Raw genomic sequence first — 15780 nt, 5'->3', positions numbered from 1 at the left:
CGTTCATTTGTGGGCATAGTGTCCGAAAATGAACACTTTTCTTATTCTGTAATCTATTGAAAATAAAAACATTACTTTTTTGGCACATCGTTTGATCCTCTGTTGGAGGAAAATACTGTGCATAATGAAAAAGAAACGTATATTGTTTGCTCTTGTTGCCGCTTGTCTGCCATTGGCATTGTCGGCGCAGAAAGAAAGGGAGATCACCTTAAGTGAAGCCATTGCGATGGCACGTGCTCAATCTGTGGATGCTGCCGTTGCTTTAAACGAGTTGAAAACAGCCTATTGGGAATATCGCACTTTTCGTGCCGATCTGCTGCCGGAAGTCAACCTGACCGGAACTCTGCCCAATTATAATAAATCATATAGTTCTTATCAAAATTCGGACGGCTCTTACGGCTTCGTCCGTAACAACACCTTAGGACTGACCGGTGATCTTTCCATCGATCAGAACATATGGCTCACCGGTGGTAAACTTTCGTTGACCTCTTCTCTCGACTATATCAAACAATTGGGAGCCGGAGGTGACCGTCACTTTATGTCCGTCCCTGTCACCTTACAACTCACGCAACCCATCTTTGGAGTGAATAATATAAAATGGAACAGGCGCATTGAACCGGTGCGTTATGCCGAAGCAAAAGCTGCTTTTATCACCGCTACCGAAGAAGTGACAATGCGTGCTATCACTTACTACTTCAATCTCTTGCTGGCAAGAGAAAATCTCGGCACAGCGAAACAGAACCTGACAAATGCTGATCACCTTTATGAAGTGGCTCTTGCCAAACGTAAAATGGGACAGATTTCCGAGAATGAACTCTTACAGCTCAAACTTTCCGCCTTGAATGCGAAAGCAGCATTAACAGAGGCAGAGAGTGACCTCAATGCCAAAATGTTCCAGCTCCGTGCTTTTTTGGGAGTAGGTGAAGATGAAATACTAAATCCTGTTCTCCCCGAGGCGGTGGACCGTCCGAAGATGGAGTACAATCTGGTTTTAAATAAAGCATTGGAACGTAACTCGTTTGCACAGAATATCCGTCGTCGCCAGTTGGAAGCCGATTATGAAGTAGCCACCGCACGCGGAAATCTGCGTAGTGTCGATTTATTTGCAAGCGTGGGGTATACTGGCGAGAACCGGAACTTCCCTGCCGTTTACCGGAACTTGCAGGATAATCAGATTGTTCAGGTAGGCGTTAAGATTCCGATTCTCGATTGGGGAAAACGTCGTGGAAAAGTCCGGGTAGCCAAGAGTAACCGGGATGTAGTGCTTTCAAAGATCCGCCAAGAACAGATCAACTTCAATCAGGATATCTTTCTGTTGGTGGAGCATTTTAATAATCAGGCGCAGCAGTTGGACATAGCGAAGGAAGCTGATGCAATTGCACAGCAACGTTATAAAACCAGTATTGAAACTTTCCTGATAGGCAAAATCAATACCTTAGATCTGAATGATGCGCAGAACTCTAAAGATGAGGCAAGACAGAAACATATTTCCGAACTCTATTATTATTGGTATTACTATTATCAGATTCGCAGTCTGACGCTATGGGATTTTCGTTCGAACTCCGAACTTGAAGCTGATTTTGATGAAATTATCCGGCAATAAAAAAGAGAAGAGTGATGCCGGTTGCTATTTTTTTGTAGCTTTGTACAGTCATAGCAGTAAAACAATACCTATGATTAAAAAGAACATAAACTATGATTCTGATAATTGACGACGACAGCGCAGTGCGTTCTTCGCTTAGCTTCATGTTGAAACGGGCAGGATACGAAGCACAGACCGTTCCCGGTCCGCGGGAAGCAATGGAAGTAGTACGTTCCGTAGCACCGGATTTGATTCTGATGGATATGAACTTCACTCTTTCCACAACGGGTGAGGAAGGTTTAACCCTGCTCAAACAAGTAAAAATATTCCGTCCCGAAGTACCGGTGATTTTAATGACCGCTTGGGGAAGTATCCAACTTGCCGTGCAAGGAATGCAGGCAGGAGCCTTTGATTTCATTACGAAGCCATGGAATAATGCCGCCTTGTTACAACGCATCGAAACGGCACTCGAACTTTCCGCCACCTCACAGGAGACAACCCAGGAACAGAGCGAGTCTTTCGACCGCAGCCACATCATCGGGCGTAGCCAGGGATTGATGGATGTGTTGAATACCATTGCCCGCATAGCAAAGACCAATGCTTCTGTATTGATAACAGGAGAAAGCGGAACAGGTAAGGAGCTGATAGCCGAAGCCATTCATATCAACAGTCAGCGTGCCAAATATCCTTTTGTGAAAGTGAATCTCGGAGGAATTTCCCAAAGCCTGTTTGAAAGTGAGATGTTCGGGCACAAGAAAGGAGCTTTTACCGATGCTTCCGCAGATCGTATCGGACGTTTCGAGATGGCAAACAAAGGAACGATTTTTCTGGATGAGATCGGTGATCTTGATCTTTCGTGCCAGGTGAAGTTGTTACGCGTATTGCAGGATCAAACATTTGAAGTGCTTGGTGACAGCCGCGCCCGCAAGACGGATATTCGGGTGGTATCAGCCACCAATGCCGATTTGCGTAAGATGGTGGGCGAGCGTACTTTCCGTGAAGACCTGTTCTACCGTATCAATCTGATAACGGTGAAACTGCCGGCTCTGCGCGAACGTCGTGAGGATATTCCTTTGCTGGCACGTCATTTTGCTGACCGCCAGGCTGTAACCAATGGATTGCCCCGTACGGAGTTTTCTGCCGATGCCCTGCAATTCTTGAGCCGTTTGCCTTATCCGGGGAATATCCGTGAATTGAAGAATTTGGTGGAACGCACTATTTTGGTAAGTGGCAAACCGCTTCTCGATGCTTCCGATTTTGACGCCCAGTACATCCGTCACGATGATGCAAAAGTAGCCGAAGGCGCAGCACTGGCCGGAATGACTTTAGACGAAATAGAACGTCAGACCATTCTTCAGGCTTTGGAACGCTGCAAAGGAAATCTTAGTCAGGTAGCTACGGCATTAGGCATCAGTCGTGCCGCCCTTTACCGACGCCTCGAAAAATATAATATTACAGTATAAAAACAAACTGTTAATTACAGATAAACGTGCGTATAAAAGGACTTTTTTACATACTTGTCATTCTGTTGCTGGCATTGGGCAGTATATTGCTCTATCTCTCCAGTCAGATAAACGCGCTCTTTTTCTACATAGGAGAGGGGCTGGTGCTTTTTATCCTGCTTTATCTGACATTCTTCTATCGTAAGATAGTGAAACCGTTGAATACCATCGGAAGCGGTATGGAACTGCTGCGTGAGCAGGATTTCAGTAGCCGTCTTAGTCCTGTAGGACAATATGGAAGCCGACCGTGTGGTGAATATATTCAACCGTATGATGGAACAGCTCAAGAATGAACGTCTCCGTCTGCGTGAGCAGAATAACTTTCTCGATCTGCTGATTAAGGCTTCTCCGATGGGAGTTATCATAACCTCCCTTGATGAAGACCTTGCGGAACTGAATCCGATGGCTTTGAAGATGCTGGGCGTTCGTCTGGAAGATGTACAAGGCAAGAAGATGAAAGAAATTGATTCTCCGTTGGCGGTGGAACTGTCCAGCCTTCCGAAAGGAGAGACGGTTACTGTCCGTCTGAACGACTCGAATATCTACCGGTGCACTCATTCCTCTTTCATCGACCGTGGATTTCAGCACCCTTTCTACTTGGTGGAAACCCTTACTGACGAAGTGATGAAAGCGGAAAAGAAAGCCTATGAGAAAGTGATCCGCATGATTGCTCACGAAGTGAACAACACAACTGCCGGCATCACTTCTACACTGGATACGGTAGAACAAGCCCTTTCCTGTGAAGAAGGTATGGACGACATCTGCGACGTGATGCGTGTGTGTACCGACCGTTGTTTCTCGATGAGTCGTTTCATTACCCGTTTTGCTGACGTTGTGAAAATCCCTGAACCGACACTTTCTTCTATCAATCTGAATGATTTGGTTTTCACCTGCAAACGCTTTATGGAAGGAATGTGTAATGACCGTCATATTGTCCTCCGCATGGAAATAGATGAAAGTATGAAAGACGTTATGCTGGATGCCGCTTTGTTTGAACAAGTACTCGTAAACATCATCAAAAATGCGGTGGAAAGCATTGAAGCCGATGGAGAAATAATAGTCCGTACTATGTCTCCCGCCACTGTTGAAGTGATAGATAACGGTAAGGGGATCAGCAAGGAAACAGAAGCTAAACTGTTCAGCCCCTTCTTCTCCACCAAACCGAACGGTCAGGGAATCGGGCTTATCTTTATTCGTGAAGTCCTGATGCGTCACGGATGCACATTCTCTTTGCGAACCTACGCCGATGGCCTGACCCGGTTCCGCATTATTTTCCCCTAATTGTGTCAAATAAGAACATTTCTTCCATCAAATAGACCTTTTTTTGTCTTAAAATCACTCATACCTTTGCCCCGCTCAATTCAATAGGATTTAAGGTATGAGATTAATGAAAAAAAGGCACATTGACGCTCTTTCTTTTATTGGCTATCAGTATTCCGCTAAGTGCGCAGTATGTGGTGCAAGGTGTGGTGACTGATTCTCTGACGAAAGAACCTCTGCCTTATGCATCTGTACGCTTAAAAGACACGACAGAAGGAACTACTACCGGAAGCGACGGACGTTTCTACTTCAAAACCAACCGTTCCGAAGCAGTGCTTGTTATCTCTGTAATCGGTTATAATGACTATATCCATTCCATTCGTCCTGCCCATAACGCATCGTATAAAGTGGCGCTTTCGCCTACCGAATATGCCCTCGGTGAAGTAGTGGTAAAACCCAAACGCGAGCACTATCGGAAGAAAGATAATCCGGCCGTAGAATTTGTGCGCCGCATGATTGAAAGCCGTGACAACCATTCCCCCTACGAAAAAGACTTTTGGCAACGCGAACGTTATGAAAAGACCACTTTCGCATTGAACAATTTCGATGAAGAGAAACAGAAGAAATGGCTGTATCGTAAATTTGATTTCCTTACCGAATACGTAGACACTTCCACCGTCACCGGTAAACCGATTCTGACAGTATCGGCTCGCGAACTGCTTGCCACAGACTATTACCGGAAATCTCCCCGTTCCGAGAAGCAGTGGGTGAAAGGGCGTAAACAGGCCGGGGTCGATGAGTTTCTCTCCAAACAAGGAATGCAGGCTGCCATCAATGAAGTCTTTAAAGACGTAGACATTTATGAAAATAATATCTCCCTGTTCACGAACAAGTTTGTCAGTCCTTTGTCTCGTATCGGCACAGGTTTCTATAAATATTACCTGATGGATACTTTACAGATTGCCGGAGAACCCTGTGTAGACCTTGCTTTTACACCATTCAATTCCGAGTCTTTCGGTTTCAACGGACATCTGTATGTGGTGCTCGACTCTACTTATTTTGTCAAACGTGCCGTATTTAATTTCCCCAAAAGGATAAACCTGAACTTTGTGGATTATATGTTGCTTGAGCAGGAATTCAAGCGTGCCGAAGATGGTACACGCTTGCTCGACCACGAAAGCATCACTGTTGAGTTTAAACTGACCGAAGGGCAGGACGGTATTTTTGCCCGCCGTGTGGCAGATTACAGCAACTACACCTTTATCCCGACTGCTGAAGCTGGCAAAGCTTTCACCAAGCCCGAACGCATTATTGAAGAAACCGAAGCCCTGTCTCGTCCCGAAACATTCTGGGCGGAGAACCGCCCGCAAGCCGCTATCTCCCAACAGGAAAACTCGGTAGACCGCCTGATGACGCAATTACGCAGCTATCCGGTATATTACTGGACCGAAAAAGTGCTTTCCATTCTCTTTACGGGATATATCCCTACCTCTAAAGAAGCCCCTCTTTTTTATATCGGCCCGATGAATGCCACCATCAGCGGTAATACATTGGAGGGTCCCCGCATTCGTGCCGGAGGTATGACAACCGCCTGGCTCAATCCGCACCTGTTTGGCAAAGGATATGTGGCCTACGGTTTTAAAGATGAAAGAGTGAAAGGATTGGCGGAACTGGAATATTCATTCAAGAAGAAAAAAGAATATGCTAATGAATTTCCGATCCATTCTCTGAAATTGCGTTACGAATCCGATGTAAACCAGTACGGGCAAAACTACCTGTATACAAGTAAAGACAACGTGTTTCTGGCTTTGAAACGTGAGAAAGACGACCGTATCGGCTACTTCCGGCAAGCAGAGATGACCTATACCAATGAGTTTTATTCCGGTTTTTCTTTCCAGTTGACGGCACGTACACGAAAAGATGAGTCCTCCTATCTGATTCCTTTCTTAAAAAAAGAAGGAGATGCGTACACTCCGGTCAAAGATTTCTCTATCACTGCGGCAGAGTTGAAACTGCGTTATGCTCCGAACGAGAAATTCTTCCAGACTCAATGGAACCGTTTCCCTGTATCGTTGGATGCACCGGTGTTTACCCTGTCGCATACCTTTGCCGGAAAAGACGTGTTGGGTAGTGATTATACCTACAATCATACCGAGGCCGGTATTCAGAAACGCTTCTGGTTTTCCGCATTCGGCTATACAGACATTATCCTGAAAGCCGGAAAAGTGTGGGACAAAGTTCCTTTTCCGTTGCTAATCATGCCTAATGCCAACCTTTCTTATACCATCCAACCCGAATCCTACTCGTTGATGAATGCGATGGAGTTTATGAACGATGAATATTTCTCGTGGGATGTTACTTATTTCCTCAACGGATGGCTGTTCAACCGCGTCCCGTTGTTGAAAAAACTTAAATGGAGGGAAATAGTTTCCTGTCGGGGTCTATATGGACATTTGAGCGATAAAAACAACCCTGCTTTGAGTGACGGTTTGTTCGCTTTTCCGATAGAACACACACAAACAATGGGAAAAACACCTTACGTGGAGGCGGGTGTCGGTATCGAAAACATTTTCAAGGTGTTACGTTTAGACTATGTCTGGAGGCTCACTTATCGTGATTCTCCCGGGATTGACAAATCCGGCTTGAGAATAAGTCTCCACATGACCTTTTAAAAGTTAAATCCTGCTAATTGCAATGTTTATATGACAAATAAAGACCGTATTAGTAATTAATTAATCTTATTTTTGCATCAATTTTAGTTTAATTTTAATAGAATAGAAATGAAACAAGAAATTAAACCCGCTACCGGGCGTCTTGGCGTACTGGTAGTCGGAGTGGGTGGTGCGGTAGCTACCACGATGATTGTAGGTACACTAGCCTCTCGTAAGGGACTGGCAAAACCGATAGGATCTATTACACAGTTAGCCACAATGCGCATGGAGAACAACGAAGAAAAACTCATCAAGGACGTTGTGCCTTTGACGAATTTGGAAGACATTGTTTTCGGAGGATGGGATATTTTCCCGGACAACGCATACGAAGCTGCTATGTACGCCGAGGTTTTGAAAGAAAAAGACCTGAACGGAGTGAAAGAAGAGTTGGAAGCTATCAAGCCGATGCCGGCTGCTTTCGATCATAACTGGGCAAAACGTCTGAACGGTACGCACGTTAAGAAAGCTGCTACCCGTTGGGAAATGGTAGAACAACTTCGTCAGGATATCCGCGACTTCAAGGCAGCTAACAACTGCGAACGTGTCGTTGTGCTTTGGGCTGCAAGTACTGAAATCTACATTCCGTTGTCTGACGAACACATGTCACTCGCTGCTTTAGAGAAAGCAATGAAGGAAAACAACACAGAAGTGATTTCTCCGAGTATGTGTTATGCGTATGCTGCGATTGCAGAAGACGCTCCGTTCGTAATGGGTGCTCCTAACTTATGTGTAGATACTCCTGCTATGTGGGAATTCTCTAAACAAAAGAATGTACCTATCTCCGGTAAAGACTTCAAGAGTGGTCAGACACTGATGAAAACTGTATTAGCTCCGATGTTCAAAACCCGTATGCTGGGTGTGAACGGTTGGTTCTCTACCAATATCCTCGGTAACCGTGACGGTGAAGTACTCGATGATCCGGATAACTTCAAGACGAAAGAAGTCAGCAAGCTGTCTGTAATCGATACGATCTTTGAACCCGAAAAATTCCCGGATCTCTATGGAGATGTTTATCATAAAGTACGTATCAACTACTATCCTCCTCGCAAAGACAACAAAGAAGCATGGGACAACATCGACATCTTCGGATGGATGGGTTATCCGATGGAAATCAAGGTGAACTTCCTTTGCCGCGACTCTATCCTTGCAGCTCCTATCGCTCTTGACCTTGTGTTGTTCAGTGACTTGGCTATGCGTGCAGGCATGTGCGGCATCCAGACTTGGTTGTCATTCTTCTGCAAGAGCCCGATGCACGATTTCGAACATCAGCCCGAACACGACTTGTTTACACAATGGAGAATGGTAAAACAGACATTGCGTAACATGATTGGTGAAAAAGAACCTGATTATTTAGCTTAATCAGTAACCCCGAATAATAAGTTGAGATTGAGATTTACCATCCTATAAAGACTGGTGGATGCTCAACCTCAACTTTTACTTTTGTATTGTACAAATTCCCGATCACGTTTGGGAACTTATGGCACAACCGACTCGTAGTTTGTAATTAGTAATAAGTAATAAATGAAGCGTCCTCCCTTTCTACCTGTTTTTATAGGCACGGGCTTTGGCTCCGGTTTTTCTCCTTTTGCTCCCGGCACGGCTGGGGCGTTACTGGCTTCTATCATTTGGATTGCATTTTATTTCCTTCTTCCTTTCCCTGTTGTATTATGGCTGACCGCCGTTTTGGTGATTGTATTTACATTCGCTGGTATTTGGGCTGCCGATAAGTTGGAAACTTATTGGGGGGAAGATCCTTCGCGCGTGGTAGTGGACGAGATGGTAGGAGTGTGGATACCGTTATTGGCTGTCCCCAATGACGACTGTTGGTTCTGGTACGTGATTGCGGCTTTTGCCTTGTTCCGTATCTTTGATATAGCCAAGCCGTTGGGCATACGCCGTATGGAAAGCCTGAAAGGTGGAGTTGGTGTGATGATGGACGATGTTTTGGCGGGAGTGTATAGTTTTATTTTGTTAGTGGGAGCAAGATGGGTGATTGGCTGAAAAGAGTTGCACGGATGATTTCCCAGAAGGGTGGTTTCTTCATGTTCTTGAGGGCGCAGCTTTCTGCTCAAATGGCAACTATTGCAGACTTTCTTGTTACGATTCTTCTGGTCAGGCTCTTCGAAGTCTACTACGTATATGCCACCTTGGCGGGGGCTATCTATGGAGGAATCATCAATTGTGTAATCAACTATAAATGGACCTTTAAATCGAAAGGAAAGAAAACGAATGTGGCTGTAAAATTTATCCTTGTATGGATTTGCAGCGTTTGGCTGAACACGTGGGGCACGTATGCACTGACGGAATCATTAGCGAGGATTCCTTGGGTACGTGATACGCTTAGCCTGTATTTCGGAGATTTCTTTATTATTCCTAAAGTGGTAGTGGCAATCATCGTAGCATTGTTCTGGAATTATAATATGCAACGCTTTTTTGTCTACCGGAATATAGATATAAGAAGTTTATTCGGAAAAAGAAACTGAAAAAACAGATTGAAAAGATCGATTGAAAGAACTGATTGAGAAAACAGAAGATTTAGATAAAAATAGATATAAACAGATTTAAACAGATGAATTACAGAGATTATTTACAACAGTTGATTTATAAGATTATCAATCCCCTGATACGCGGAATGATTAAAATAGGGATCACTCCTAACTTTATCACCACTACCGGATTTATCCTGAATGTAGTAGCGGCAGGAATGTTTGTATATGCCGGCATTTATGGCGGTCAAAATGATTTGGCCATTATCGGCTGGGCAGGCGGTGTGATTTTGTTTGCCGGATTGTTTGATATGATGGACGGACGTGTAGCTCGCCTGGGTAACATGAGTTCCAAGTTCGGTGCGCTTTACGATTCAGTGCTCGACCGTTACAGTGAATTGATGACCTTCTTCGGTATCTGTTACTATTTGTCAATGAAAGACTATTTCCTCTATGCACTTATTGCCTTCATAGCGTTAATCGGCTCACTGATGGTAAGCTACGTGCGTGCTCGTGCCGAAGGGTTGGGAATCGAATGTAAAGTAGGATTCATGCAACGTCCGGAGCGTGTAGTGCTGACCAGTCTCGGAGCTTTGTTCTGTGGCGTTTTCAAAGACATCACCGCTTTCGAACCGATTCTGATTATGATTGTTCCTCTCGCTTTTGTTGCTGTGTTTGCCAATATCACGGCTTTTGCACGTGTGAGACATTGCTACAAAGCGATGAAAGAATGAATTAATTTACTATTGGACTATTTACTATTTACATCGTACATCCTAAATAGTACATCGTAAATAGTCCAATAGTAAATAGTCTAGTTGTCTAATCAAAACGTTATGATGATAAAGAATATTCAAATGCCGTCGAAGAGAGAAGCCCTGACTGTGACAGTCATTATGGCTCTTTTCCTTTTGCTGACAGGTATCTTCATCGGACTTCGTTCCGAGCACCTGTTAATGGCGGTACTCTATTTAGTTTTATTTTTTGCCGGATTGCCTACTCGTAAGTTGGCGGTAGCTCTGTTGCCTTTCGCTATTTTTGGAATTTCGTATGACTGGATGCGTATTTGCCCCAACTACGAAGTGAACCCGATTGACGTAGCCGGACTGTATAATCTCGAAAAGTCCCTCTTCGGAGTGATGGATAATGGCCTTTTGGTTACCCCTTGCGAATACTTCGCTGCACACAACTGGCCGATAGCAGACGTCTTTGCCGGAATTTTCTACCTTTGCTGGGTTCCTGTTCCCTATCCTGTTCGGGCTTTGCCTGTATTTCAAGAAGGAAAGAAAAACCTACCTTCGCTTTGCATTGGTATTCTTATTCGTCAACCTGATCGGCTTTGCCGGTTATTATATCCATCCGGCAGCTCCGCCCTGGTATGCTATCAACTACGGTTTCGAACCGATACTTAACACACCCGGCAATGTAGCAGGATTGGGACGCTTTGATGCTTTCTTCGGAGTGACCATCTTCGATTCGATCTATGGACGCAATGCAAACGTCTTTGCGGCAGTACCTTCACTGCACGCGGCCTATATGGTAGTTGCATTAGTGTACGCCATTATCGGTAAATGCAGATGGTATGTGATTACCCTTTTCTCTATTATTATGGTAGGTATTTGGGGAACAGCCATTTATTCATGCCATCATTATATCATTGATGTATTACTCGGTATCTCTTGCGCGTTGATCGGCTGGCTGGTATTCGAATATGTATTGATGAAAATTCCGGCATTCAAAAGATTCTTCGAAAGATATTATGCATATATAAAGTAGATCTATCTCCGTATTGGAATAAATCGTACTAAGTCATACAAGAAACAGTGAAGAACAAATATCGTAATATATTCCTCGCCTTTGGTATTATTGCCGTCCTGATTATGATATTCACTTTCGATATGGATTATCAGGAGCTTTGGATGAATCTGAAACGTGCGGGGATATATTTACCTTTGGTCTTGTTGCTGTGGCTGTTCGTCTACCTGATTAATACGGTATCGTGGTATATAATAATTCGTAGCAGCGGTAAAACCGGCTTTTCATTTGCCCGGCTCTACAAATTCACCGTGACGGGATTTGCACTCAATTACGTGACTCCCGTCGGACTGATGGGCGGTGAGCCATACCGCATTATGGAACTGAAACCCTATATAGGAATCGAACGCGCCACCTCTTCCGTGATTCTTTACGTGATGATGCACATCTTTTCCCACTTTTGCTTTTGGTTGAGTTCAGTCTTGCTTTATGTCTGCCTGTACCCGGTGGGGTGGGTGATGGGAATGATCCTGGGAGCTATAACCCTCTTTTGCCTACTGATCGTTATTCTTTTCATCAAAGGCTACCGGCATGGGATGGCAGTAGCTTTTGTCCGCATGGGTAGCCGTATTCCTTTCCTGAAAAAGAAAGTCGTTCATTTTGCAAGTGCACATAAAGAGAAACTGGAGAATATAGACAAACAAATCGCACTTCTCCATCAGCAAAAGAAACAAACATTTTATAGTGCCCTCTTATTGGAATATACCGCCCGTGTAGTCAGCTGTCTTGAAATCTGGCTGATACTGAATGTGCTGACCACTAACGTCAGCTTTGCCGACTGCTGCCTGATTGCAGCTTTCTCTTCTCTTCTTGCCAACCTGCTGTTTTTCCTGCCCATGCAACTGGGAGGTCGTGAAGGCGGCTTTGCCCTTGCCGTAGGTGGACTTTCCCTTTCCGGAGCCTACGGTGTCTATGCCGCTTTGATTACCCGGGTGCGTGAAATGGTCTGGATTGTTATCGGACTTGCACTGATGAAAGTAGGAAACTTTAAACAATCAAAAGAAAAATATTCTGCTTAAATTTATAACTTTGTCTGACTTATAAAGGATCTATATAAAAAGGCCTATAAAGAAAGCGACAATGAATAATTTTATCTTTTACAGCCCTACCGAATTTGTATTCGGACGGGACACGGAAGCGCAAACCGGAGCATTAGTGCAGAAATACGGCGCACGCAAAATAATGATTGTCTATGGCGGTGGCTCTGTGATACGCAGCGGATTATTGGCTCGTGTTGAGAAATCATTGCAGGAAGCAGGGATTCCCTATTGTATGCTGGGCGGTGTACAGCCTAACCCGATAGACACGAAAGTATATGAAGGAATCGACCTCTGCCGGAAAGAGAACGTAGATATGATGCTCGCCGTTGGTGGCGGCTCTGTGATTGATACGGCGAAAGCTATTGCAGCCGGAGTTCCTTATGACGGAGATTTCTGGGACTTCTACATCGGAAAAGCCATTGTGACGAAAGCATTGAAAGTAGCCGTTGTGTTAACGATTCCTGCTGCCGGAAGCGAGGGTTCCGGTAACACCGTCATCACGAAAGTCGATGGCTTACAGAAATTAAGCCTCCGTGCTCCCGGTGTACTGCGTCCTGTTTTCGCCGTAATGAACCCCGAACTGACCTACACACTTCCTCCTTTCCAAACCGCCTGCGGCATTGCCGATATGATGGCACACATCATGGAACGCTATTTCACCAACACGAAAGATGTAGAGATAGGCGACCGTCTGTGCGAAGGCACACTGCTTGCCATCATCAAAGAAGCAACCACCGTCATGAAAGAACCTGAAAACTACGGAGCCCGTGCCAATCTGATGTGGAGTGGAACCATTGCCCATAACGGAACCTGTGGTGTAGGTTGTGAAGAGGACTGGGCTTCCCACTTCCTTGAACATGAAATCAGTGCTATTTACAATGTAACTCATGGCGCCGGACTTTCCGTAATCTTCCCTGCCTGGATGACATGGATGACAGAACACAATGTGGATAAGATAGCCCAATACGCTATCCGGGTGTGGGGAGTGGCAGAATCTGACGATAAAAAGGCGGTGGCCCTTGAAGGAATTTCCCGCCTGAAATCCTTCTTTACTTCCATCGGCCTGCCTGTGACCTTCAAAGAACTTGGCATTGAGAATCCCGACATCGACCGCCTTGTAGATAGTCTGCACCGGAATAAAGGCGAATTGGTAGGCAATTATGTCAAATTAGCGAAACAGGACAGCAAAGAGATTTATCGTCTGGCATTATAAGAAAAACAGATATAACCAACAACTGCATCATTTGTCTTCTGATAGAGGGGTGCAGTTGTTGGTTTGTTTCTTTTGCCCCATCTTTGGAACAGTATTATAAATGCTTCCCCTCTTTATGCAACAAAAACAGTATAGTTATGCCCCATTTTTAGAACAAAATTCGAGTATTTTACCCCATCTTTGAAAACTTTTTATAACTTTGTTGTTGATAACCAATAAGTTTGTGATTCATGTTTAAAAGAGATATATTGCTTCATTTGGAAAGATGGAAAGTCGATGCGCACAGAAAGCCTTTAATATTACGTGGAGCGAGACAAGTAGGTAAAACAACGGTAGTTAACGAATTTGGGAAACAGTTTGAAAATTACCTTTATTTGAATTTGGAGAAACGGGAGGCAGCATCCTTATTTGAGTTGAATGTGCCTCTAAAAGATTTGATGCCTTTGTTCTTTGCACATTGTGGAAAGGTAAAGAAAGAGGGACAAATCTTGCTTTTTATTGATGAAATTCAAAATTCGGCAAAGGCGATGGCATTGTTGCGCTATTTTTATGAAGAATTACCTGATATTTATGTGATTGCTGCCGGTTCATTATTAGAAAACCTGATAGATGTGCATGTTTCATTTCCAGTGGGAAGGGTGCAATATATGGCATTGCGTCCTTGTTCATTTCGCGAGTTTCTGGGTGCTGTCGGCGAAGAAGCTTTAGTGACTGTTTTAGATCAACCGGAAGTCACTTTCGCTTTTCATGACCGTTTGATGTTATTGTTTAATATCTATACGCTGATTGGAGGCATGCCGGAAGTTGTGCAGCTTTATGCAGAGAGCAGGGATATTCTAGTTTTGGAGTCCACTTATGAAACCCTTTTGCAAGGATACCGGGATGATGTGGAAAAGTACGCTCAAGGGAAACGACTTCCGGAAGTGATTCGTTTTATCTTAAAGGAGGGATGGCATAAAGCCGGGCAAGCAGTAACTTTAGGGGGATTTGCCGGTTCGTCTTATAATGCCCGGGAAGTAGGAGAGGCTTTTCGTCTGTTGGAGAAAGCAATGCTATTGGAACTAGTTTATCCGACTACGGCAACGGAAGTTCCGGCCACTCCTGAAATAAAGCGTATGCCCAAGCTGGTCTGGTTGGATACAGGATTGGTGAATTATGCGGCACAGGTGCAGAGGGAAGTTTTGGGAGCAAAAGATATAATGGATGCTTGGCGTGGTATGATAGCGGAGCAGATTGTGGCGCAAGAACTGTTGACACTGACAGATAAAGTCAGTCAGAAACGTTGTTTCTGGGTACGTAATAAGAGCGGTTCAAATGCAGAAGTCGATTATGTCTGGGTACAGGATTCCATGGTTTATCCCATTGAAGTTAAGTCAGGACATAACGCCCATCTGCGTTCCTTGCATTCTTTTATGAATCGCTCTGTGCAGACAGTTGCAGTCAGAATATGGTCGCAGCCCTATGCGGTGGATGAGGTGAAGACGGCAGACGGAAAAGAATTCAAATTGATTAATCTTCCCTTTTACCTCGTTGGAAAATTAGACAGCATATTGCGTCGGTTTTAAACGACCTTTGATAACGAGTAGTCTTGTAAAATCATAAAATAAAGATTAGGCACGGATTACACAGATTACACGGTTAGTGCTATGCTTATACAAAGCAACCGTGAAATCCGTGTTATCCGTGCCTAAATTATAATAAAGCTAATCTTTTTTTAGACTTTATCCCAATCCTTTTCAGCATTGAAGCAAGGACAGGCTTTGATCCATTCTTCCGGTTCAATCTCGCCGTTTCCGTTCAGGTCGGGGCTAAGATCCCGGTGTCCACATATCCGGCAATCGGGATACTCTTTCAATAAAGCGAGAATCAATACGCGCAGAGAGTGTTTTTGCCAACAGGTGCGTGTGTCCTTCGGTTGTCCCATGTAGTCGAGTCCTCCTTCGTAGCAGATACCTATACTTTCCTTGTTGAAACCGCGACAATGCGCACCGACCTTTTCTATCGGACGGGTAGACTTTATATCACCGTTCTTGCGGATATAAAAATGATACCCCGTTCCGTTGAATCCGCGCCTGCGGTGACAGATATCCAGATCATATTCCGTGAAGCTCTTGTCCTCGCGCGTGGCGGAGCAATGGATTACTATTAGATTGATAGTTCTCATGGATAAG

At 44.5% G+C, this 15780-nt stretch carries 11 protein-coding genes and 2 pseudogenes; 12 read left to right on the top strand and 1 reads right to left on the bottom strand.

Translation table 11 applies throughout. The annotated features are described in order from the left end of the window. Window positions 1–124 precede the first annotated feature (124 nt). The 12 genes and pseudogenes from NXX38_RS23215 (at window position 125) to NXX38_RS23160 (ending at window position 15174) form a co-directional block, all read left to right on the top strand. Window positions 125–1603, top strand: coding sequence for a TolC family protein (locus NXX38_RS23215; RefSeq protein ID WP_195649428.1), 1479 nt, complete (start codon window positions 125–127; stop codon window positions 1601–1603). A gap of 92 nt (window positions 1604–1695) precedes the next feature. Further along, window positions 1696–3045 carry a sigma-54 dependent transcriptional regulator gene (locus NXX38_RS23210; RefSeq protein ID WP_148364832.1) on the top strand — a complete coding sequence of 450 codons (1350 nt, stop codon included), beginning with the start codon at window positions 1696–1698 and terminating at the stop codon, window positions 3043–3045. A 26-nt stretch (window positions 3046–3071) separates the two neighbouring features. After that, window positions 3072–4365: pseudogene (locus NXX38_RS23205) on the top strand (sensor histidine kinase). Window positions 4366–4487: 122 nt separating this feature from the next. Continuing rightward, window positions 4488–7016, top strand: a complete 2529-nt coding sequence (locus tag NXX38_RS23200; RefSeq protein ID WP_258981326.1) for a DUF5686 and carboxypeptidase-like regulatory domain-containing protein — start codon at window positions 4488–4490, stop codon at window positions 7014–7016. Window positions 7017–7124: 108 nt separating this feature from the next. Then, a complete protein-coding gene (locus NXX38_RS23195) occupies window positions 7125–8414 on the top strand; it encodes an inositol-3-phosphate synthase (RefSeq protein WP_148364834.1) in 1290 nt (429 codons plus the stop codon). A gap of 162 nt (window positions 8415–8576) precedes the next feature. Then, window positions 8577–9056 (top strand): phosphatidylglycerophosphatase A, encoded by a 480-nt coding sequence (locus NXX38_RS23190; RefSeq protein WP_148364835.1) that lies wholly within the window; start codon window positions 8577–8579, stop codon window positions 9054–9056. 14 nt (window positions 9057–9070) lie between these two features. Next, window positions 9071–9538 carry a GtrA family protein gene (locus tag NXX38_RS23185; RefSeq protein ID WP_148364836.1) on the top strand — a complete coding sequence of 156 codons (468 nt, stop codon included), beginning with the start codon at window positions 9071–9073 and terminating at the stop codon, window positions 9536–9538. A gap of 86 nt (window positions 9539–9624) precedes the next feature. Then, complete coding sequence (locus NXX38_RS23180; RefSeq protein WP_148364837.1) at window positions 9625–10275, top strand: CDP-alcohol phosphatidyltransferase family protein; 651 nt, start codon at window positions 9625–9627, stop codon at window positions 10273–10275. A gap of 123 nt (window positions 10276–10398) precedes the next feature. After that, window positions 10399–11317: pseudogene (locus tag NXX38_RS23175) on the top strand (phosphatase PAP2 family protein). A gap of 47 nt (window positions 11318–11364) precedes the next feature. Then, window positions 11365–12375, top strand: coding sequence for a lysylphosphatidylglycerol synthase transmembrane domain-containing protein (locus NXX38_RS23170; RefSeq protein WP_195649431.1), 1011 nt, complete (start codon window positions 11365–11367; stop codon window positions 12373–12375). A 61-nt stretch (window positions 12376–12436) separates the two neighbouring features. Further along, entirely contained in the window at window positions 12437–13609 is a 1173-nt protein-coding gene (locus tag NXX38_RS23165) for an iron-containing alcohol dehydrogenase (protein WP_148364839.1), read from the top strand. A gap of 230 nt (window positions 13610–13839) precedes the next feature. Beyond that, complete coding sequence (locus NXX38_RS23160; protein ID WP_258981325.1) at window positions 13840–15174, top strand: ATP-binding protein; 1335 nt, start codon at window positions 13840–13842, stop codon at window positions 15172–15174. Window positions 15175–15323: 149 nt separating this feature from the next. Here NXX38_RS23160 and NXX38_RS23155 read toward each other — a convergent pair whose 3' ends face one another. Next, a complete protein-coding gene (locus NXX38_RS23155; protein WP_258981324.1) occupies window positions 15324–15773 on the bottom strand; it encodes an N-acetylmuramoyl-L-alanine amidase in 450 nt (149 codons plus the stop codon). Window positions 15774–15780: the final 7 nt, after the last annotated feature.

This window comes from Bacteroides sp. BFG-637 (assembly GCF_024793605.1).
GTDB classification, from domain to species: Bacteria; Bacteroidota; Bacteroidia; order Bacteroidales; family Bacteroidaceae; genus Bacteroides; species Bacteroides vicugnae.
The sequence above is the reverse complement of the archived record's forward strand: the minus strand, read 5'-3'. Positions and strand labels throughout refer to the sequence as shown.

Coding starts and splice junctions, on each gene's coding strand:
- NXX38_RS23215 (WP_195649428.1), top strand. CDS start 125: ATGAAAAAGAAACGTATATTGTTTGCTCTTGTTGCCGCTTGTCTGCCA.
- NXX38_RS23210 (WP_148364832.1), top strand. CDS start 1,696: ATGATTCTGATAATTGACGACGACAGCGCAGTGCGTTCTTCGCTTAGC.
- NXX38_RS23195 (WP_148364834.1), top strand. CDS start 7,125: ATGAAACAAGAAATTAAACCCGCTACCGGGCGTCTTGGCGTACTGGTA.
- NXX38_RS23190 (WP_148364835.1), top strand. CDS start 8,577: ATGAAGCGTCCTCCCTTTCTACCTGTTTTTATAGGCACGGGCTTTGGC.
- NXX38_RS23185 (WP_148364836.1), top strand. CDS start 9,071: ATGATTTCCCAGAAGGGTGGTTTCTTCATGTTCTTGAGGGCGCAGCTT.
- NXX38_RS23180 (WP_148364837.1), top strand. CDS start 9,625: ATGAATTACAGAGATTATTTACAACAGTTGATTTATAAGATTATCAAT.
- NXX38_RS23165 (WP_148364839.1), top strand. CDS start 12,437: ATGAATAATTTTATCTTTTACAGCCCTACCGAATTTGTATTCGGACGG.
- NXX38_RS23160 (WP_258981325.1), top strand. CDS start 13,840: ATGTTTAAAAGAGATATATTGCTTCATTTGGAAAGATGGAAAGTCGAT.
- NXX38_RS23155 (WP_258981324.1), bottom strand. CDS start 15,773: ATGAGAACTATCAATCTAATAGTAATCCATTGCTCCGCCACGCGCGAG.